Origin of the sequence: Pseudomyxococcus flavus, from assembly GCF_050038885.1 — a bacterium.
Taxonomy (GTDB): Bacteria; Myxococcota; Myxococcia; order Myxococcales; family Myxococcaceae; genus Myxococcus; species Myxococcus flavus.
The window spans coordinates 4,361,437-4,380,528 of sequence record NZ_CP143624.1; the positions used below are offsets into that span (position 1 = coordinate 4,361,437).

At 71.6% G+C, this 19,092-nt stretch carries 17 protein-coding genes; 12 read left to right on the forward strand and 5 right to left on the reverse strand.

Features of this window, described 5'->3' with window-relative positions; all coding sequences use genetic code 11:
- Positions 1-3: 3 nt before the first annotated feature.
- From VZL07_RS18355 to VZL07_RS18365, 3 genes are all read left to right on the forward strand, one after another.
- Entirely contained in the window at positions 4-462 is a 459-nt protein-coding gene (locus tag VZL07_RS18355) for a response regulator (RefSeq protein ID WP_426756872.1), read from the forward strand.
- Complete coding sequence (locus VZL07_RS18360; RefSeq protein WP_426756873.1) at positions 459-1,601, forward strand: ATP-binding protein; 1,143 nt, start codon at positions 459-461, stop codon at positions 1,599-1,601. Before VZL07_RS18355 ends, VZL07_RS18360 begins: the two co-directional genes overlap by 4 nt.
- Positions 1,602-1,761: 160 nt before the next feature.
- Positions 1,762-1,965 (forward strand): hypothetical protein, encoded by a 204-nt coding sequence (locus VZL07_RS18365; RefSeq protein WP_426756874.1) that lies wholly within the window; start codon positions 1,762-1,764, stop codon positions 1,963-1,965.
- On the opposite strand, the gene VZL07_RS18370 is transcribed toward VZL07_RS18365, so the two are convergent.
- The 3 genes from VZL07_RS18370 to VZL07_RS18380 all read right to left on the reverse strand — a co-directional run bounded on the left by VZL07_RS18370 (position 1,962) and on the right by VZL07_RS18380 (position 4,383).
- A complete protein-coding gene (locus tag VZL07_RS18370) occupies positions 1,962-2,912 on the reverse strand; it encodes a DUF4202 domain-containing protein (protein ID WP_426756875.1) in 951 nt (316 codons plus the stop codon). The two genes, VZL07_RS18365 and VZL07_RS18370, sit on opposite strands and share 4 nt — an antisense overlap.
- A gap of 185 nt (positions 2,913-3,097) precedes the next feature.
- Complete coding sequence (locus tag VZL07_RS18375) at positions 3,098-3,334, reverse strand: hypothetical protein (protein ID WP_426756876.1); 237 nt, start codon at positions 3,332-3,334, stop codon at positions 3,098-3,100.
- Between the two features lie 236 nt (positions 3,335-3,570).
- Positions 3,571-4,383 carry a hypothetical protein gene (locus tag VZL07_RS18380; RefSeq protein WP_426756878.1) on the reverse strand — a complete coding sequence of 271 codons (813 nt, stop codon included), beginning with the start codon at positions 4,381-4,383 and terminating at the stop codon, positions 3,571-3,573.
- 421 nt (positions 4,384-4,804) lie between these two features.
- Here VZL07_RS18380 and traC point away from each other — a divergent pair, with 421 nt between their 5' ends.
- The 5 genes from traC to VZL07_RS18405 all read left to right on the forward strand — a co-directional run bounded on the left by traC (position 4,805) and on the right by VZL07_RS18405 (position 11,097).
- Positions 4,805-6,619 (forward strand): outer membrane exchange accessory lipoprotein TraC, encoded by a 1,815-nt coding sequence (traC, locus tag VZL07_RS18385; protein WP_426756879.1) that lies wholly within the window; start codon positions 4,805-4,807, stop codon positions 6,617-6,619.
- A gap of 304 nt (positions 6,620-6,923) precedes the next feature.
- A complete protein-coding gene (locus tag VZL07_RS18390) occupies positions 6,924-8,402 on the forward strand; it encodes a M57 family metalloprotease (protein ID WP_426756880.1) in 1,479 nt (492 codons plus the stop codon).
- A gap of 115 nt (positions 8,403-8,517) precedes the next feature.
- Complete coding sequence (locus VZL07_RS18395; protein ID WP_426756881.1) at positions 8,518-9,423, forward strand: AEC family transporter; 906 nt, start codon at positions 8,518-8,520, stop codon at positions 9,421-9,423.
- A gap of 131 nt (positions 9,424-9,554) precedes the next feature.
- Positions 9,555-10,358: a hypothetical protein gene (locus tag VZL07_RS18400; RefSeq protein WP_426756882.1), complete on the forward strand. Its 804-nt coding sequence runs from the start codon at positions 9,555-9,557 to the stop codon at positions 10,356-10,358.
- A 142-nt stretch (positions 10,359-10,500) separates the two neighbouring features.
- Positions 10,501-11,097: a hypothetical protein gene (locus VZL07_RS18405; RefSeq protein WP_426756883.1), complete on the forward strand. Its 597-nt coding sequence runs from the start codon at positions 10,501-10,503 to the stop codon at positions 11,095-11,097.
- A 58-nt stretch (positions 11,098-11,155) separates the two neighbouring features.
- Here the strand turns inward: VZL07_RS18405 and VZL07_RS18410 are convergent, their stop codons facing one another.
- The gene (locus VZL07_RS18410) at positions 11,156-11,365 is read right to left on the reverse strand and encodes a hypothetical protein (protein ID WP_426756884.1); all 210 of its coding nucleotides are present in this window, start codon (positions 11,363-11,365) and stop codon (positions 11,156-11,158) included.
- A 198-nt stretch (positions 11,366-11,563) separates the two neighbouring features.
- Between VZL07_RS18410 and VZL07_RS18415 the strand changes: the two genes are divergently transcribed.
- Together VZL07_RS18415 and VZL07_RS18420 are read left to right on the forward strand one after the other, a co-directional pair.
- The gene (locus VZL07_RS18415) at positions 11,564-11,794 is read left to right on the forward strand and encodes a hypothetical protein (protein ID WP_426756885.1); all 231 of its coding nucleotides are present in this window, start codon (positions 11,564-11,566) and stop codon (positions 11,792-11,794) included.
- A 54-nt stretch (positions 11,795-11,848) separates the two neighbouring features.
- Positions 11,849-12,142, forward strand: a complete 294-nt coding sequence (locus VZL07_RS18420) for a hypothetical protein (protein ID WP_426756886.1) — start codon at positions 11,849-11,851, stop codon at positions 12,140-12,142.
- 9 nt (positions 12,143-12,151) lie between these two features.
- Here VZL07_RS18420 and VZL07_RS18425 read toward each other — a convergent pair whose 3' ends face one another.
- On the reverse strand, positions 12,152-13,345 hold the full coding sequence (locus VZL07_RS18425) for a hypothetical protein (protein ID WP_426756887.1): 1,194 nt from the start codon (positions 13,343-13,345) through the stop codon (positions 12,152-12,154).
- Between the two features lie 121 nt (positions 13,346-13,466).
- Between VZL07_RS18425 and VZL07_RS18430 the strand changes: the two genes are divergently transcribed.
- Both VZL07_RS18430 and VZL07_RS18435 read left to right on the forward strand, forming a co-directional pair.
- Entirely contained in the window at positions 13,467-16,550 is a 3,084-nt protein-coding gene (locus tag VZL07_RS18430; RefSeq protein WP_426756888.1) for an MG2 domain-containing protein, read from the forward strand.
- On the forward strand, positions 16,547-18,961 hold the full coding sequence (locus tag VZL07_RS18435; RefSeq protein ID WP_426756889.1) for an alpha-2-macroglobulin family protein: 2,415 nt from the start codon (positions 16,547-16,549) through the stop codon (positions 18,959-18,961). Before VZL07_RS18430 ends, VZL07_RS18435 begins: the two co-directional genes overlap by 4 nt.
- The last annotated feature ends 131 nt before the right edge of the window (positions 18,962-19,092 follow it).

Below are 19,092 nucleotides of genomic sequence, written 5' to 3' on the forward strand. Positions count from 1 at the left end.
GACATGAGTCACGACGCGACTGGCAGCCCGATTGAAATCCTCCTCGTCGAGGACAACCCCGGTGACGTGCGGCTGACCATCGAGGCCCTCAAGGAGGGCAAGGTGCGCAACCGCCTGTCGGTGGCGCGCGACGGGGTGGAGGCCCTGGCCTTCCTCCGGCGCGTAGGCGCGTATTCGAATGCCGCCCGGCCCGACCTCATCCTGCTGGACCTCAACCTGCCCCGGAAGGACGGGCGCGAGGTGCTGGCGGAAATCAAGGTCGACCCGTCCCTGCGCCGCATCCCCGTGGTGGTGCTCACCACGTCCAAGGCGGAGGAGGACATCCTGCGCACCTATGACCTGCACGCGAACTGCTACATCGCGAAGCCGGTGGACCTGGAGCAGTTCATCTCCGTGGTGCGCTCCATCGATGACTTCTGGCTGTCGGTGGTCCGGCTGCCGCCCAGGCCCGAGGCTTCATGAGCGACCGGAGCACGGAGGGCCGGCCGCTGCGCCTGCTGCTGGTGGAGGACAACCCGGGTGACGCGCGGCTGCTCCAGGAGGAGCTGAAGGAGATTGCCACCGCGCAGTTCGACGTCGTCCACGTGGAGCGGCTGGCGGACGCGGTGCGCGTGCTGGAGGCCTCGGGTGTGGACGCGGTGCTGCTGGACCTGTCGCTGCCGGACGGACAGGGCGTGGCCAACATCCCGCGCCTGCTGAATGCCGCGCCGTCGGTGCCGCTGGTGGTGCTCACCGGCACGGACGACGAGCGGCTGGCGGTGCGGGCCGTCCACGAGGGCGCGCAGGACTACCTGGTGAAGGGGCAGGTGACGGGGCCGCTGCTGGTGCGGGCGCTGCGCTACGCCATCGAGCGCAAGCGGGTGGAGGAGGGGCTCAAGCGCGAGGAGGCCGCGCGGCAGACGGCGGTGTTCCGCGAGCAGTTCCTGGGCATCCTGGGGCACGACTTGCGCAATCCGCTCCAGGCCATCTCCGGCAACGCGGCGCTGCTCTTGCGCTACGGCGGGCTGGGGGAGCCGCAGCGCAAGGCCGTCAACCGCATCTCCATCTCCGCGGACCGGATGGCGCGGATGATCAACGACCTGCTGGACTTCACGCGCACGCGGCTGGGCGGCGGCTACGCGCTGTCACGCGCGCGGATGAACCTGCACGACGTCGTGCGGCAGGTGGTGGAGGAGCTGGAGGTGGCACACCCCATGCGCCGCTTCGAGCTCACCCTCGCTGGCAATGGCTGGGGGGAGTGGGACGCGGACCGCATCGCGCAGGCGGCCTCCAACCTGGTGGGCAACGCCGTGCAGTACTCCCCCGAGGACACCTCCGTCAGCGTGGCCGTGCGGGACGACGAAGGCGGCATCCGGCTGGACGTACACAACTGGGGGCTGCCCATCCCGGAGGAGCGGCTGGCCCACATCTTCGACCCCTTCGTGCGCGCCCAGGACATGCGCAGCGCGCAGCGCAACGGGCTGGGGCTGGGGCTCTACATCACCCACGAAATCGTGCGGGCCCATGGCGGTGTGCTGCAGGTGACGTCCACCTCGCACGAGGGCACGCGCTTCTGGCTGCGCCTGCCGCGCTTCGAGGTGACGGCCACGCCGGCGCGGTAACGCGTGGCAGGGACGCCCGCCGGGCGTGCGGGCGTCCAGCGAGAGGGCATCCGGGGAGGCGGCGCCGCGAGCGGTGGGACGACACACCTTTGCGGGGTGAAGCCCCACGTGGCCGCGCGCTGTCCCATGAAGCGCGGCCCCTGCCACGAGGTGTCAGCCCATGACCATTGTTGGAGCCACGCTTCTGGGAATCGTCATCTTCTCCGTCCTCCTCCTGGCCGTGATTCTGGGCGGAGCCTTCGGCCACAAGCAGGAGCGCGACCTGCGTGAGCTGACCGAGCGCCAGCGGGCAGCCGGCCTGACGGGGGACGTCACCATGAATGACCCGCAGGGAGGTCCCACGGACCGCACCGTGCATGCCTAGCCGGTGATGGCGGTCTCCAGCCGGGCGGTGCGCGGGGGCCCCCCGCGTGCGCCGGCCTCCGAGGGGAAGACGGTGGCGAGCAAGGACTCGAGCTGGGCGCGTACCGCGGGTGCCAGGCGCGTGTGCCCCAGCCAGGGAAGGTGCTCGGGCTGGAGGGCCGCGAGCACGCGGGCCACGTGCCGGCGGCGGTGCTCCGGAACCGTCTCGCGAAAGTATGCGGAGGCGTCCCGCGTGAAGAAGGACAGCGCGCCCGCGGCGTCCAGCAGCGCCATATCCCGCTTCGCGTTGCCCGGGGGCCCGGCGCTCGTCACCAGCTCACGCACGCGCCGGCAGAGGGTGTCGTCCGCGCCCGCTTCCTCCAGCACCTGCACCGCGCGGTCCGCGCCGCGCACCGGGTGGACGCGGTCGAAGGCGCGCAGCGCCTGCGCTGCCCCGGTGGGCTGCTCCGGGGCACGCAGGAGGGCCGCGGCCTGCACCGGCACATCCGCGTCGGGCCGCAGCCGCAGCGTCCACTGCCAGGCGTCCATCGCGCGGTAGAAGTCCGCGCGCACGTCCGGGTGCCTCAAGTCATGCAGGGAACGATGGCGCGCCAGCAGCCGGCTGAACAGCGAGGTGGACGAGGCCGGGTTGCGGCGGGCAATCAGGCACTGGTAGCGGGTGAGGATTTCGAGCGCGGCCACCACGAGCGCCTCGCGGCTGGCGCCCTCCAGGTGGAAGGCCAGCCACTCGGTGCTCATCGCCGCGTCGAGGATGCGGCCATCCCAGGCCATGGGGTCGAAGGAAGGCGCGTTCCATTCGGAGGCGTCCAGCCGGAGCACCCGGGCGCCCCTTCCGGCCGAGAGCGGGGCCAGCTGCACCGAGGGGAATTCGCGCTGGACCAGGAGCCAGCCATGGCCCGCGGTGGGGCCCTCGGTACGGAAGTCGGAGAGCAGCAGCTGGCGCAGCATGGCGGCCTCCCGTCAGGCGGAGGAGTCGCCCGTGCAGGTCGCGCCCAAGCTGGCGTCAGGGGCCCCGCGTGCCTACTCCCTCCGGGAGTCGCGGCTGCGCGTGAGGTGGTCAACGAAGGCTCCGGAAGCGCGCCTGCTCCTCGTCCCGGGGAAGCGCGCGCCGCCGGAGTCCTCACCGCCAGGGACTACGGGCGGCCCGGGTCCGCCGGCTGGTTGAAGGCGTAGGCGCTGGCGCCGGGGGCCCGGTCCTCGTGGAACAGGGGGCACTTGGCGCAGGTGAAGCTATCCCAGTCCTTCTTCACCGCCACGTCGATGCAGCCGCCATAGAAGCGGCAGTGCACGTTGCGGTGCTCGTCGATGGAGAAGGACTCGGCCCGCAGCGGAAGGCGGAACTCGGTGGGTCGTGGCTGTGGACAGGACATGATGCCTCTCTTGCCCCCCTCATGGGACGTGTCATTCCTCTACCTGCCATTGCGCCGCGTCATTCCCGGCGCGCCAGGCACCCCTCGCCGTGTGGAGCACGGCACTCACGGAAGAATCACGGAAGGGGTTGCACTCTTTAACGAGGAGGGGCCAGGGCGCGCATCCACCCGGGTATGTCCGAGGCGGGGCACCTCGCCCGTGAGACGGGCGGGCGCTCATCCGCCTGGGGGACGGCTCACACCTGGAGCGACTTCTCGACCTCGGACAGCTTGAAGCGCGCCATGGCGAGGTTCGCGCTGGAGCGGTGCAGGGCCACGTACAGGAACAGGCCGTCCTTGGAGCTCAGGGGGCGGATGAGGTGGTACTGCTCGCCCAGCGTGATGAGGATGTCCTCGATGCGGTCCTTGATGCCCAGGAGCTGCATCGCCTTCATCTTGGCGCGGACCACCTCGGTGTTGGCCGCGGCCGCCGTCTCGATGTTGAACGCGGGATTGCCGCCGACACTGCCCAGGCACATGCCGCTCTTCGAGTCCGCCAGACAGGCCGCGAAGGCCCCTTCAATCTTCAGCGTCTCTTCCAGGGACTGCTTCACGTTCGCCATGACGTTGCTTTCTACCAAGGGGTGGGTGGGAGGCTTCGGGGCTGCGGAAATCAGCTCATCCAGGCCATACGTCAGCTGACTCGAATAGGTGCGTGGCTGGGGAACGAAGAGGGCCTGGGCATCCGTGAGGGACAGCAAGGCCTCGAGCTGCTCGGACATGTGCCGGCGCAGCAGGTCGCGCATGGTGTCCCGGGGCACCAGCCCCCACGCCACCAGCGTCTCGCAGAAGTTGCCGCCGTTCTGACGGCACTCCGCCACGACCTGCTCCACGTCCTCGCGGCTCACCACGCCATCCCGGATGAGGACCGACGAGAAGTTGAGCGCCCCCGGCCCGTTGAGGACCGCCCAGGCCACCTTCCGCGCGACGACGAAGATCCGCCCGGAGACGGTGGTGGACCTTACGACCACCTCCCCGCCGAGTTTGCTCTCCAGGGCCTCATGGAGCACGGTCCGTACGACCTGGCGAGGAGCTGGAGTCAGCGTTCGGGCAGCGGGTTCCATGGGGAAGGGTCCAGATTGCTCCAGGGTGGCAATGCAACGCGGAGGCGATGAATGGGCTGAAAATATACATCTTCACCGCATCATTCGCAACCACACTGTAATAACTCGCGGATTCCGCGAAGGGTGGGGCTATATAGACTCATTCTGGGGCAATGCAACCTGCGCCGCGGGAATCCGTGGCTGTTGAAAGACCCAGATTCGCAATCACTGGCACGTACAGTGAAGGTTCCTGGAGAAGGAAGGGATTGCGCCGACCCCACGCGTCGTGCGGGAGGTGCCACGTCGTCCGCCGGGCGCCTGGAAGGAGGCCGGCCGGGAGGATGTCCTGAGTCTTCACCCTGTGGAGGCTTTCCTCGAAGATGCGGACGTGAACGCGTTCGTCCGAGGCCCTCGTCCTGCTCCCGCTTCATCTCGTCCCTGGCTGGGGGCATTGGCCCTGGCGCTGGCGCTCGTCCTGTCCGGGTGTTCCGCCTTCTCCCGCGCCGTGAAGGAGGGAGACCTGGCCAGCCAGGAGCAGAAGTGGGCGGAGGCGGAGGCGGCGTACCTGCGCGCGCTGGCCGCGGACCCGGAGGCGTCCGAGGTCAAGGTGAAGCTGGGCAAGGTGCGCCAGGCCTGGAGCGAGGTCGTCCTGGAGGAGGCGCGGGCCGTGCACGCCACCGGGGACCTGGACGGGGCGATGAAGCGACTGGTGCGCGCGCTCGAGCTCAACGCGGACAACGCGCCGGCGCGCGAGCTGTTGGGCCAGACGCTGGATGCACGCGTGGCGGCGGGCAACGCCGCGCTCAAGGCGGAGCGGCTGCAGGACGCGCGCGCCGAGTTCGACGCGGTGCTGTCGGTGGCGCCGGACCACGCGGCCGCCAAGCGGGGCGTGGACGGCGTGCAGGTGGCCTGGGCGCGGCGCTGGTTCAGCACGGGCGAGGGGCTGGAGAAGTCGGGCAAGCTGGGCAACGCGCTGGTGGCCTACGTCCGCGCGGACCAGGAGCGCGTGGGCGCCACGGCGGCGCGTGAGCGGGCCGAGGCCGTGCGCCAGAAGCTGCGGGACGAGGTGGCCTTCCTCGTGGTGGCCACGCCCGTGGAGGACCGGGCCGGAGCGCCGGACGTGGCGCAGCGGCTGGCGGCGGGGCGGCTGGCGGCGATGCTGCCCACGAAGCTGCCCCTGCGCGTGGTGACGGAGGCCCCGGAGGGCCGCGAGGGCGTGCGGCTGGACCTGTCGCTGGAGCGGGTGCTGCCGCTGCAGGTGGTGGAGGAGTCGCAGCGCACGCAGCGCTACCTGGCCGGAAACCGCTCCGTGCCCAACCCGCGCCGCGCGGGCTTCGAGGGCAAGCTGCTGCAGGCCGAGCGGACGCTGGAGGACGTCGAGCGCAAGCAGGCCACGGCGCTGCGCGAGTACCTGCGCATGCAGGCGGAGCTGAGCATGGTGCGGGTGGCCGCCGAGCGCTGCCGCGAGCGCGAGCGCCGCGAGTGCCGCGAGGCCCTGCAGGAGTGTGGCGAGGCCGCGCGCGAAGTCAGCGGACCGGGCCAGTTCCCCAGCGAGTGCAACCCGAAGCGGTGCGACTCCAAGGCGTGCGTCGCCGAGGAGGTCCTGCTGGTGGCCAAGGCCGCCGCGTCCCTGGAGAAGGAGAAGGCCCTGGAGGCCGCGCTGGACAAGGCCGAGGCCCAGCGGACCCAGGTGCAGCGCCACCGCGACACGACGTTCCGTGAGCCCATCACCGTGGAGGAGCCCATGTATTCGGACTTCGTGTTCGACGTGCAGCTCCACCGGCTCACCGTGACGGCCACCGTCACCGCGGTGATGCGGGACCTGCTCAAGGAGCAGCAGGTGCCTGCCCCCAACACGCAGGACTACGCGGTGATGCACGAGGACATGGCCCACAAGGGCTATGACCGGTACGGCGTGCTCGCCGACCCCGTGCAGCTGCGCAACGAGCTGGAGCTGCGCGTGGAGGCGGGGGACAAGGCGACGGCGGACCTCGCCCGCATGGTGAAGGAGCGCTTCGACGCCTACCGCGCCCGGCGCGTGGAGGATGCCCGCCGCGGCATGGTCCGCCCCGGCGCCGAGGACGTGGTGGAGACCGCCGTGCGCGCCCTCCTGCTCACCGCGGACGCGCCGCCACAGGACATCCTCCAGCCGCTGGGCCGCGCCCGGGGCCTCAACCGCCCGGAGGCACTGGTCGGGCTGTGACGACTTCCGTTCCCGCTGTCTCTTTTTAGAGCGAGTGGACCGTGGCGTCTTGCCACGGGTGTCCATTTCCAGGACAGGGTGGCTGATTTCAGGTCAATGGGGAGTCTAAGGGTAAATACTTAGAACCTCTGGGTTTTGTATCAAGAGTGTCAAAGGTATTTACAGAAACGCGGCGAGGCTTGGAGTCCCGGCGCACCGCGTAGAAACAGCAGTCAGCAGAAAACCTGAATGACGGCAATGACTTGGATTCTGGCACGGCGGGTGCTTCGTCGGTTGCGAACCACCCATCCACGCAAGGATGTCCATGTCACAGTCCAAGTTCGTCGGCGCCCTCACGGGCCTGGCGTTGCTCGCCGGTTGCGGCGGCAACGATGGCACCACCCCCGCCCCCGAGGAGAACCTGAGTCAGGGGATGTCGTGGGAGGAGTTCCTCTCCAAGGTGTACCAGGAGCCCGAGTCGGGCCTCTTCATCGCTGACGGTGACACGCCGTTCCGGAGCGAGAAGCACCTGCGCGAGTTCTACGAGAACAACGTCAAGAACGGGCAGCTCATCGTCCACCAGGATGGCGGCCAGGACGCGAAGTGGGATGAAACGCAGCGGATGAACCTCACCTACTGCGTGAGCACGACCTTCGGCAACAACTACACCCGCATGGTCAATGCGATGAACTCGGCGACGGCGGCGTGGGAAGCCGCGGCCGAGGGCAAGGTGAACTTCATCCACGTGACCGCGCAGGACGCCAACTGCAACGCCAGCAACAACAACGTGCTGTTCGACGTGAGCCCCATCAACGCGGGTGGCCAGTACGTGGCGCGCGCGTTCTTCCCGGGTGAGAGCCGTCTGTATCGCAACGTCGTGTTCGACCCCAGCGCCTTCCAGCCGCTGGGCAGCTGGACGCTGGAGGGCGTCACCCGCCACGAGCTGGGCCACGTGCTCGGCTTCCGTCACGAGCACACCCGTCCCGAGGCGGGGTTCGGCTGCTACGAGGACAGCAACTGGCGCGTGCTGACCCCCTACGACAGCTACTCCGTCATGCACTACCCGCACTGCAATGGCGACCAGCAGGGCGACCTGGTGCTGACCGCGCTGGATGTCCAGGGCATCCAGGCGCTCTACGGCGGGTCGGGCGGCGAGCCGCAGCCTGAGCCGGAAGGCGTTCCGACGACGGAGACCCGCTCGGGCTCCGTGTCCACGAACCAGAACGTCCACTATGGTCCCTTCAACGTGGTTCCTGGCTCGAGCTTCTCCGTGGCGATGACGGGCTCGGGTGACCCGGACCTCTACGTCCAGTTCGGCGCGGCGCCGACCGAGACCTCTTACGCCTGCCGCCCGTACGCGAGCGGTGCCAACGAGAGCTGCGTGCGCACGGTCCCGTCGGGCGTGACCACCGCGTACATCATGGTCCGCGGCTATACCTCCGCGACGTTCAACCTGACCATCAACTACCTCGCGCCCGAGGGCGGCCCCAACCCCAACCCCGGGCCGACCACCGAGACGGTTTCTGGCAGTGTGACGCGCAACGGCAGCAAGCACCACGGCCCCTACAGCGTGAAGGCCGGTACCACGTTCAAGGTCGTGATGACGGGCTCGGGCGATCCGGACCTCTACGTCCGCTGGGGCGCGGCGCCCACCACGAGCACGTTCCACTGCGCGCCGTACAAGAATGGCGCGTCCGAGACGTGCGAGCTCACCGTGCCGTCCAACCAGTCGAGCGCGTACATCATGGTGTATGGCTACCGGGCGGGGAGTTACAACCTGTCCATCACCTACACCAAGCCGTAGTCCAGGCTTCGGCATGAAGTGAACGACGGGCGGTCTTCCCCATGGGAAGGCCGCCCGTTGCTTTTGACGCATGTCGCTGGAGTTCCACACAGTGGGCTGAGACGCTGCGCCCGCCATGGGGAATGTCATCGGGTTGTTGGGGGCGTGCATGGTGCTGGGCGTCGTGGCCCGGCACAGCGGGAAGTTCCCGGAGGGCTCCGCCGGGGCCTTCAACACCTTCGTCCTGTACGTGGCGCTGCCGGCGCTGGTGCTGCGGGCCATGCACCAGCTGGTGTTCGTGCCGGAGCTGCTGGTCGCCGCCGCGGTGCCGTGGCTCTACTTCCTGGGCGCGGGCCCCTTCTTCCGGTTGCTCGGGCCCCGGCTGGGGCTGAAGAAGCCGTCCGTCATGGCGCTGGTGCTGACGGCGGGGCTGGGCAACACCGCCTTCGTGGGGCTGCCCATGGCGGAGGCGCTGCTGGGGCCCGAGGGTCTGCCGGTGGCGGTGGTGGTGGATCAGCTCGGCTCGTTCCTCGTGCTGTCCTCGCTGGCGACGCTGGCTGCGGCCCGGGCGGGTGCGGAGACGCCGCTGTCCCTGCGGCAGCTCGCGCGCAAGGTGGCCACCTTTCCCCCGTTCCTGGCGCTGGTGGTGGCGCTGGTGACGCGGCCCCTGGACTACCCCGTCTGGCTGGATGGGGTGCTGGAGCGGCTGGGCTCGCTGCTGACGCCGCTGGCGCTGTTCGCCATCGGGCTGCAGCTGCGCCTGTCGGGTGTGCGCCACCGGCTGCCCGCGCTGACCCTGGGGCTCTCCTACAAGCTGCTGCTGGTGCCCGCGCTGACGGCGCTGGGCCTGCTGGCGCTGCCGGACCTGTCACCCGGGGTGGTGCAGGCCACGCTGCTCCAGGCGGCGATGGGGCCCATGGTGAGCGCGGCCATCCTGGCCGCCGAGCATGACCTGGACCCCGAGCTGTCCGTGCTGATGGTGGGCGTGGGCGTCCCGCTGTCCTTCGCGACCGCGCCGCTGATGTTGATGCTGGTGCGCTGACGCTCGCCTGGCCGCCCTGCGGTCGGACGCGCGGCCGGACCGCTGTCGTCCCGGCACGGCCCTCCTATCTTTGCCGCATGGCTGAGCAACCACCGAAGGCCTCGGGTGCGCCCGGGGTAGACCCACGGCGGATGGAGGTCCGACGGCCGGTCGCCGAGCTGGGCGCCCGGGCCTACGCCATCCAACTGCTGTCCGATGCGCGAATCCCCTTCCTCGTCGGCGGCGCCTACGCGTTCGCCCACTACACCGGCATCTACCGGGATACGAAGGACCTGGACCTCTTCATCCGCAAGGGCGACGCGGACCGCGCGTTGAAGGTCCTGGCCAGCAATGGCTGGAGCACGCAGCGCAACGTCCATGGCTGGCTGCACAAGGCCTTCTGGGACGACTTCCTCGTCGACCTCATCTTCGCGTCCGGCAACGGCATCACCGTCGTCGATGACGGCTGGTTCGAGCACGCCGTCTGCGCCCGGCTGCTGAACTGCGAATGCAGCGTGCCCCCGGCGGAGGAAATCTACTGGAGCAAGGCCTTCGTCCTGGAGCGCGAGCGCTTCGACGGCCACGAGCTCACGCACCTGCTGCTGAAGGCGGGGCGGACGTTCGACTGGCCGCGGCTCCTCTCGCGCTTCGACCGGTACTGGGAGGTGCTGCTCGCGCACCTGATGTTCTTCCGCTTCGCCTATCCGGCCGACCGCGACATCGTCCCCGAGTGGGTGATGCGCGACCTGCTGTCGCGGGCGAACAGCTCGGTGGCCGAGGGCAACTGGGACTCCAGGCTGTGCCGTGGCCGCCTGCTGTCGCAGGTCAGCTACCAGGTGGATGTCGACGAATGGGGCTACGAGGACGGCCGCACCTGGGACGAGTCCGAGCGCGCACGCGAGCGTGAGGAAGAAGAGGTGGTGCCCGCCGCGAGCGGCTCGTACGGCGCGCACTGAGCGGCGGGAAGGGCGGGGCCAGCCGGCGCCTGCTGGCTGATTCCCCGCCAGCCCTGCCCTGAGGGCGCCGGTGCCGTGGGCCGTGCCTCCGTCGGGAGGGAGGTGCACCTTGCGGCGGAGGACTCGCGGAGGCAGGTGTCACGTGCTGGAGACAGGGGCCCGAAGGGGAGGTTTCATCATCGGAGCGCTGGGCGCGATGTGGCTGTCGCTCGCGCCCGTCGCCGAGGCGCAGGTCGCCGTCTCGGGACGCGGAGGCCCCATCCGGTTCGAAGCGGGTGAGCAGGCCGTGGAGCTGTCCCTGGACGGCGGCACCGTGCGCGGTCCCGGCGTCGAGCTGCGCCAGCGCGGCGCCGCCTGGGTGGGACAGGTGCGCGGCCGGACGGTGGATGTCGGCTGGGAGCGAGGCGGGAGCCTGCTCGGGCGTGTGGGGGACGGCGCCGTCTCGCTCCAGGTGTTGGAGCGGACGCCCGAGCCCGGGCTGAAGCTGCAAGGGAACTTCGACGGGCAGCCTTCCGACCTCATCGTCGCCCCCTTCGCCATCGCGGGGGCCATGGGCGGGTGTGACTACACGCTGTCGGTGACGGCCGGCCGCTACTCGGGCTGGCGCACCTGCCAGCGAGGGACGACCCTCCAGCCGGGGCCCGTCGCCTTGTCACTGCCCGAAGAGGTGCTGGCCCTCGACACGGGTGAGAAGGCGGCCCTGCTGGCGCTGTTGTTGTCGGAGGAGATGGTGCCGTAGGCGGCGGGTCCGGGCGTGCCTCGAAGGCGCATGCCCGGTGGCCGGAAGAGGTGGAGGTTCAGGCGAGCGCCGTCGTGGAGAAGGACAGCTCCACGCCGTTGCCGCGAACGCGCATGCTGGGCTTGGACAGCCAGTGGCAATGCGGGCAGTAGCTGTGCGCACCGGCCTGTGAGGCACGCACAGTCACCTCTCCGCCGCAGAGCACGCAGCCGTCGGGAAGGACGAATTCGGCGAACCGCTCGCCGGTGTTGCTCTCGAATTGAGTCATGCTTCTGAGTTAACGCAGGAATCGCGAGGCACAAGGCGACCTGGGGGGCACCGCGGTCGGGCGTGCGTGTGCGGGCAAGCAGGCAGCCGAGCCCTCCTGCATTCCTTACGGGCCCGCTGTCCTCTGGTGGATGTTCGACACCGCAACCCGGTGAAGTGGCGTGATCGCGCTGGCACGCGGTTTTCAAGCGTGCCGGGCATGGATGCACAGGATGGTGGGGAAGGCCTGGGTGGGGTGCTGCGGGTGGAGCTCCTCCATGACCGGCGGGGGTGGGGCGTGGAGGTGGAGACCTGGGGCGGTGCCGTGCGCCGGTACCGGTACGGCAGCGAGGCCCAGGCGCGCTACTTCGCCGCGGTGTTCGAGCTGGGGCCGCGCCTGCTGCCGCCCGTGAGCACCGGGCGCCGCAAGCGGACCCGCCGGGCGGCCTGAGGCTCCGCGTCTTCTCTCTACCCTCGCGGGCTGCTTTCGGAGAGGCTACGGGCCATGAGTGACGCACCCAAGCCCTTCCTTCACCGCCCCAACCGCCAGCTCATCACCAAGGAGCCGGATCCAGGTGGTCGTTGGTCCAAGCAGTTCCCGGACATGATTGGCTACGCCAGCCAGGGCGGCGGCAAGGTTCCGGCCGACTTCGGCTGGAACACCAACCCCAAGCAGTGGCAGGAGGAGATGACGCCGGAGACGCTGGCGGCGCGCTACGACGAGCTGCGCATCCTCCCGCCGAAGCCCGCCGCCCCGGCGCTGCCCGAGGGCGCCAAGGCCGAAGGCACCAAGCCGTAGTCTTTCGCTTCAGCTGAAGGGCAGGGCCGCGAGCCGCTCCCGGAAACGGCCGAGCAGCTCCCGCGCCCCTGCCTCCTCCAGCCCATCGGACGCCTCCTGCCGCGCCTTGCGCAGGAAGGCGTCGAAGGGCGCCGAGCGGCCCTGGAGCGCGCCCGCCACGTCCACGGCCTCGCCCAGCACGCGCTCCGCGCCGCGTGAGCCCAGCGTGAGGTGCATGTCCACCTGCTCCAGCTTCATGCCGCAGGTGGCCCACACCGCGCGGTCATGCACGACGAGCCAGGTGCGTGTCACCTCCTCCATCTGCTCTTCCAGCGCCGCGAGGTAGGGCTCCACCAGCCCTGGCAGCGCGTCCGGCGCCAGCTCCGGCTGGGCCGCCGCCTCCAGCAGGCGGGCGCGCAGCTCCAGCACCTGGCGCTTCTGCGGCGTGCGCAGCGCCACGGAGGCGGGCAGCGAGATGAAAGCGGACAGGCTCTCCGCCACCTGCCGCGCCAGCGTGGGCCGCGCGCGGGCCTCCGCCCTGGCCGCGCGCTCCAGGCGGCCTTGCAGGGAGCGGCGCAGGTCCGCGGCCGCCGCCCGCAGCGCCGCCCGCGCGGCCACCTGGTTCGCGTAGCCCGGCACCACGTCCTCACGGCGCACGTCCTCGAAGGCCGCGGCGGTGAGGTACACGAGGTCGCCGATGCGGACGCGGAAGTCGGCGCGGAAGGCCTGGAGCTCGGCCATCAGCGTCCAGCGGTCGCTCACCACCTCCGGGCGGCGCATCTGCTGGCCCAGCTCCGCCACGCGCCGCGCCAGCCGGTCCGCGATGGCGTGCAGCACCGCTTCCACTTCCTGCGCCAGCCGCTCGTCCGAGCTGGCGGGAGGCGGTGCCCAGCCGCCGTCACCCAGGCCGGACGGGCGCGTGGGGGGCGGGAACTCCTGGTGGACGGCGGCGATGAGCTGGTTGACGCCCACCAGCGTGTCGCCGATGGCGGGCGCCATCGTCTCCCAGAGCGACAGGTCCGCGCCCCCCTCCGCTTCCAGTGACGTGGGCTCGTACTTCGCGATGCTCAGGTGCCCCAGCCGGTCGATGGCCACCGCGGCGGCCCGGTGTACGCGCTCCAGGCGGTCCGCGAGGTGGCGGTCGGTGAGGGACTCCAGGAGCGATTCCAGGCGCGCGGGGAGGGCGTCCTGGGGCGGGCGGGGCTTGGGCTTCGGCGCGGGCATGTCGGAGCGGGGGACCGAGGAAGGAGGGCGACCCTAGCGCACCGCCTCCAGCCACGCGAAGGCCGGGGGGCTCGTCAGGGACCCGTCATCCCGGCATAGAGTGGAGGGAAGGGGAGGAAAGATGACAATCCGCTTCCGGCGCCGCCGGCTGTTGGTTGGAGGGCTCGCCGCGCTTCTCGTGGGCGGAGGCGTCGCCCTCGCCAACTGGGACATGTGTTTGTCGGCCTGGGTCCTGAAAGGGGTCGAGGTCCCGAGCTGTCCGGACGGACAGTTCCGGCAGCTGCTGGAAGTCCATGGCTCGGGGCTGACGCGCGGGGGCGAGGGCAACATCACCCTCATGGCGCATGCGCTGGCGCCACACCCGGCCACCGGCGAGGTGATGCGGGGGCGGGTGACGCGCGGCACGGCCGCCGTCTTCCTGGTGGACGCGGAGGGCAAGGAGACGCCGCTCGCGCTGGCGAATGGGGCGGAGTGGACGCGCGCCCAGGACGACCAGCGGGTGACGGCGAGGGTGGTGTTGCCGGAGGTACCGGACGGCGACTACCAGCTCCGCGCGCGTTTCACGTCGCCGCTGGGCACCGACAGCGTGGACGCGGCGCTGCCATTGTACGCACCGGCCCGCGCGCACGTGCTGACGGACCGTCCCCTGTATGAGCCGGGGCACGAGGTCCTCTTCCGCGCGGTGGTGCTGCGAGCCAAGGACCTGGCGCCGCTGGACGGGCGGCCCGGCACGTGGCGCGTGAGCGACCCTTCCGGAGAGGTGGTGCTGGAGGAGCGCGCACCGGCGGGGCCCTGGGGCGTGGTGGCCGGCCGCTTCCCGCTGGACCGGGGCGCACCCCAGGGAATGTGGACGGTGAGCTGGTCCAGCGGCGGCGCGGAGGCGCAGGCGTCTTTCGAGGTCAAACCCTTCACGCTGCCGCGCTTCCGCGTGGAGGTGAGCAGCGCCCGGCCCTTCTGGCGCGCGGACGAGGTGCCGGTGGTGGAGGGACAGGTGCTGTATGCGTCCGGCGCGCCGGTGGCCGACGTGGAGGTGGCGCTGACGTGGGACGTGCAGGGCGACTGGCCCGCGCCGCCGGAGTGGCTCTCTGGCGGCCTGCCGGAGCGCGCGCGCACGGACGCCTCGGGCCGCTTCCGCCTGATGTTGCCGCGCGTGCCCATGGACCTGCGCGGGCAGGCACGGCTGATCGCGGGCGTGGTGGCACAGGACGCCGCGGGTGACCGCATCCAAGGGGGCGTGTCGCTGCTGCTATCCGAGGACGCGCTCTCGGTGTCCGCGGTGACGGAGCTGGAGGACGGGCTGGCGCCCGGCTTCAACAACCGCGTCTACCTCCGCGCGACGACAGCGGCCGGTCAGGTGCTGCCCGGCGCGGAGCTGACGGTGAAGCGCGCGTGGGACCCTCGGGACGAGGGCGTGCGCGCGGTGACGGACGAGGACGGCGTGGCGGTGTTCCAGCTCGACCCGGGGCCTCCCGTCAACGTCGTGGTGCCGCCCATGCCCGTGCGCCCACCGCCGCCCGAGCCGGCCGTCAGGCTGGGGGAGACGCGCAGCCTGCTGGCGCCGGGAACGGAGGCCTCGCTCGAGGACCTGCTCGCGCTGGAGAAGGCGCTGCCCGCGCTCGAACCCTGTGCGCGCTTCGTCTTGCGTGACGAGGGGGAAGTCGACGTCGAGCTCGGCCTGCGCGTGAGCGCCTCGGGCGCGGTGCTGGACGTCGTCACCGGAGACGAACCGCTGCCCGCCTGCGTGGCCTCCGCGCTGCGCTCGCGCACGCTGCCCGCCGGGCGCGAGCGGGTCCTGCAGGTGAACCTGAGCGTGTTCGACCCGGGCCTGCCCGAGCTGGAGTTCGAGGTGGAGACGGCCTTCGGGCGCCCCGAGTTGCTGGTGGCCGCACTGGCCGGTGCCGCCCGTGACGCGCGCACGTGTCTGCCGCGGGACCTGAGCGTGGAGGCCCCCCTGCCCTCGATGCTGAGCTGGCGGTTGGGGAAGCGCGGCCTGGAGTCACTGACGTGGGTGTCGATGCCGAAGCAGGCGGGGGCGCTGCCGGCCTCGGTCATGCCTTGCATCCAGGAGCGCTTCGCCCGCATCCGGCTGCCCGAGGCGGCGCGGATGGAGGACGCCCTGGGCGTGGTCTCCCTCACCGCGCACCCGGCGAGAGGGAAGGGGACGGACGCCGCCCCCATGGCGACCACCTTCCTGGGCTACGAGCTGACGGTGAGCGGCACGCAGGGTGGCGAAAGCGTGGGCCAGACAAAGCTGGTGCTGCGTCCCGCGTCGGTGCCGCCCACGCGGCTGCGCGCCACGCCCGTGCTGGCGCGCGGAGGCGAGGAGGTCCGCATCGAGCTGATGCGAGGCCCCGAGTTCGCCGGCCCGCTGCCCGAGTCCCTGGTGCTCCAGGCGGGCAACCAGGTGTTGAAGGCGGAGGTGGACAAGCAGACGCGCTCGGCCCACTTCCAATTGCCGGCGGACTTCGAGGGCTGGGCGGTGACGTACTGGGAGGGCGCGCAGGGGCGCATCTACGTGGCGCCGCGCGCGCAGCTCTCCGTGGAGGTGGCGCCGGAGAAGCCGCTCTATGCGCCCGGTGAGCTGGCGCGACTGCAGCTGCGCACGCGCGTGGATGGGAAGGAGGGCCCGGCGGCGGTGGGCCTCTTCGGCGTGGACGAGTCGCTGGCGCAGCTCGCGCCGCTGCCAGGGCCGGACGCGCTGGGCGCGATGCGGCCCATGCCCACGGTGGCCTCGCCCGCCTTCGGGGTCCTGGACGGGCAGGCGCTGGCCATGGGGCGCATCCGGGGCGCCAACGCCGCCTCGGCGGCGGTGCTGCGGGTGACGGACGTGCCCCAGCGGGAGCTCACGGAGCCGAGCGTGTCGGTGAACGCGGTGGCCATCTTCGAGGCGGACGCGGAGCTGACAGAGCCCTTCTACGCCGTGCTGGCGGAGCTGCACACGCAGGTGCGCGCCTGGGAGGAGAAGGCGCCTCAAGGGCAGACGCTGGAGCCCGCGGGCATGGCGCGGCTGTGGGAAGACGCGCTGGCGGCCTGCGAGAAGCGCGGTGAGAAGGTGACGGATGCCTTCGGCCGCAGGTTGAAGCTGTCCCGGTTGCCCGCGGACCTGCTGGCCCTCACCGACCCTCGGGCGGTGGTGTCGAGCGGCACGCGGTTGCCGGAGGACGTCGAGAACTGGAACGCGTGGGTTGCCCGGGAGGCGCCATGAATCGCTCGTTCTTCGCCGGGGTGGGCTGCTCCCTGGCGAGCGTGGTGGGGTTGGTGCTGTTGGTGCTGCTCTTCGGTGACAACCTGCGGCGCCTGTTCGGGGCCTCCGCGGAGGCCTTGGCTGGGGCGCAGGCGGAAGCCCCGGCGAAGCGGGCGCGCCTCTTCGATGAGCAAGTGGGATTCGGGGGGGCGCAGGCGGTGATGGCGCCTCCTCCGGTTGAGATGGAGAGAGAGGAGCACGAGCCGTTTCCCGCGTCCGCGGACATGCCTCGCAGCGCCAGCATCGATCTGCTCTCGCGAAAGGGCGGGGGCGGCGCCGAGGAACCGGAGGCCACGCCGAGCCGGGCCTGGTTCCCGGAGACCTTCCTCTTCGAGCCCCTGGTGGTGACGGATGAGACGGGCACCGCGACGGTGCCGGTGCGCGTGCCGGACCGCCTCACCCAGTGGCGCGTGCTGGCGCTGGCGCATTCGCGCTCGGGGGCCCAGTCGGGCGCGGTGGCGGCCTTCACGGGCACCCTGCCCACGTACGTGGACCCGGTGCTGCCACCCTTCCTGCGCGCGGGGGACGCCGTGCGGCTGCCGGTGCAGGTGATGAACACCACGGACGCGCCGGTGGAGGCACCGCTGAAGGTGGAGGTGCATGGCGCCGTGGTGGAGGGCGGGAGCCGCACCGTGCGCGTGCCGGCGCGGGGTAGCGTGGTGGAGTACGTGACGGTGCGCGTGGCCACGCCGGGGCCGGTGGCGGTGCGCGCGACGCTGGGCGCCACCGACGCGGTGGTGCGGGACTTCCCGGTGTGGGCCACGGGGCGCCCGGTGCTCCAGACGCACGGCGGCACGCTGGCGGCGCCGCGCACGCTGTCACTCACGGGGGCGGCGGACGCGCAGGCGGGCAGCGAGCGCGTCCGGCTGCAGGTGTACCCCGGCGGGCTGGGGGTGCTGCGCTCGGAGTTGCTGAACGCGGGCGGACGCGAGGACGTGGCGGGCGTCGCCTATTCGCTGCTGCTGGCCGGGCGCGCGTCGGAGTTGCTGGCGGCGCTGGGGGAGACGCGGTCCGCGGAGGCACTCAAGACATTGAGCACGTCCGGGCAGCGGCTGAAGGCGCCCGTTCCCGCGGAGCCCGGCGAGGTGGACGTGGAGGCGGTGCGGACCGAGTTGATGCGGGCCACGCAGCGCGCGCTGCGCTGGAGCCGGGCACCGGACGTGGCCACCGCGGCGCTGCTGGCGGAGGGCGCGCTGGCCCATCCGGACAACCCCGTGCTGGCGCGGCTGGGCGAGCGGCTGGCCGCGCGGGTGGCGGCGGCGCAGCTCCCGGATGGCACCTGCCAGGGCGGCAGCGGCTGGACGCTCCAGCGGCTGCTGGTGGCCACCGCGGACTGCACGCGCGCGGTGAACGCGGCGGCGGGGACGCCGGAGGGCAAGCGCCGCGCGGCCTTCTTCGCGGCGCGGGCCGCGGGGGCGCTGGAGCGCAACCGGGCGCACGTCAAGGACGGCTACACCGCGGCGGCGTTGCTGGCGAGCGGCGTGGTGACAGGCTCGCTGCGCGACTCGCTGCGCGAGCAGGTCCGCGAGGCACTGCAGCGGCGCGACGCGGGCGCCGCGTACCTGCCCGTGGAGGCGGGCGTGGTGGACGCCGCGGGCGGCACGCCGACGGAGGCCGAGGCCACCGCGTTGGCGGTGCTCGCCCTGGAAGGTGACGCGAAGGCGCCCATGGCGGACCTGGGCGCCGCGTTGCTCGCCAGCTACGAGCCCGTGCGCGGCTGGGGCAGCGGGCGCGCCAACCGGCTGGCCTTGCAGGCGGTGGTGTCGCTCTTCCGCGAGCCGCTGCCCGCCCAGGTGCGCGTGGTGCTGGAGCGGGACGGACAGGTGCTCACCGAGGGCACCTTCGACGCCAAGGCCCTGCGCGAAGTGCTGTCACTGGAGGCGGCGGCGCCCGGCTCGGGTGGGACGCACACGTGGACGGTGCGCGCGGAGCCCGCCGTGCCGGGACTGGGCTTCTCGCTGGCGTTGAGCGCCGCGGTGCCGTGGAAGCAGGAGGCGCAGGCCGGGCTGGAGCTGGCGGTGCAGGTGCCCTCGGACGCGAAGGTGGGGCAGCCCGCGGAGGTGATGCTCCAGGCGTCCACGCCGTCGGGCCTGCCCCTGGTGCTGCGCCAGGGTCTGCCTGCCGGCGTGCAGGTGGATGCGGACAGCCTGGAGGCGCTCGTGCGCGAGGGAAAGATAGCGTCGTGGGACGCGGAGGATGGCGCGGTGACGCTGTGGCTTCCGCCCCGAGGGCCGGGCGTGCCCTTCCAGGCGCGCTTCCGCGTCATCCCCACGCTGGCGGGCACGCTGCAGGGCGGTGCCTCGTCATTGACGACCCAGGCGCGCCCTGACCTCGTGTCCTACGTACCCCCCGCTATATGGGCGGTGCGCTGAGCGAAAGCCGCGGCGCCGTCCTGCCCCTCGGGCCACTGCCCCGGCGCCGAGGGGCGCGTTATGTGTCGACTCGTGGTGACTTCACGGGCCTCCAGGAAATGTAGTCCGCGCTCCCAACTGGGCATCCTCAT

What these genes read in the sequence shown, in the direction of transcription:
- VZL07_RS18390 (WP_426756880.1), top strand. Translation starts at nt 6,924, where the DNA reads ATGTCACAGTCCAAGTTCGTCGGCGCCCTCACGGGCCTGGCGTTGCTC.
- VZL07_RS18365 (WP_426756874.1), top strand. Translation starts at nt 1,762, where the DNA reads ATGACCATTGTTGGAGCCACGCTTCTGGGAATCGTCATCTTCTCCGTC.
- VZL07_RS18395 (WP_426756881.1), top strand. Translation starts at nt 8,518, where the DNA reads ATGGGGAATGTCATCGGGTTGTTGGGGGCGTGCATGGTGCTGGGCGTC.
- VZL07_RS18420 (WP_426756886.1), top strand. Translation starts at nt 11,849, where the DNA reads ATGAGTGACGCACCCAAGCCCTTCCTTCACCGCCCCAACCGCCAGCTC.
- VZL07_RS18360 (WP_426756873.1), top strand. Translation starts at nt 459, where the DNA reads ATGAGCGACCGGAGCACGGAGGGCCGGCCGCTGCGCCTGCTGCTGGTG.
- VZL07_RS18375 (WP_426756876.1), bottom strand. Translation starts at nt 3,334, where the DNA reads ATGTCCTGTCCACAGCCACGACCCACCGAGTTCCGCCTTCCGCTGCGG.
- VZL07_RS18400 (WP_426756882.1), top strand. Translation starts at nt 9,555, where the DNA reads ATGGAGGTCCGACGGCCGGTCGCCGAGCTGGGCGCCCGGGCCTACGCC.
- VZL07_RS18355 (WP_426756872.1), top strand. Translation starts at nt 4, where the DNA reads ATGAGTCACGACGCGACTGGCAGCCCGATTGAAATCCTCCTCGTCGAG.
- VZL07_RS18410 (WP_426756884.1), bottom strand. Translation starts at nt 11,365, where the DNA reads ATGACTCAATTCGAGAGCAACACCGGCGAGCGGTTCGCCGAATTCGTC.
- VZL07_RS18425 (WP_426756887.1), bottom strand. Translation starts at nt 13,345, where the DNA reads ATGCCCGCGCCGAAGCCCAAGCCCCGCCCGCCCCAGGACGCCCTCCCC.
- VZL07_RS18370 (WP_426756875.1), bottom strand. Translation starts at nt 2,912, where the DNA reads ATGCTGCGCCAGCTGCTGCTCTCCGACTTCCGTACCGAGGGCCCCACC.
- VZL07_RS18435 (WP_426756889.1), top strand. Translation starts at nt 16,547, where the DNA reads ATGAATCGCTCGTTCTTCGCCGGGGTGGGCTGCTCCCTGGCGAGCGTG.
- VZL07_RS18415 (WP_426756885.1), top strand. Translation starts at nt 11,564, where the DNA reads ATGGATGCACAGGATGGTGGGGAAGGCCTGGGTGGGGTGCTGCGGGTG.
- VZL07_RS18430 (WP_426756888.1), top strand. Translation starts at nt 13,467, where the DNA reads ATGACAATCCGCTTCCGGCGCCGCCGGCTGTTGGTTGGAGGGCTCGCC.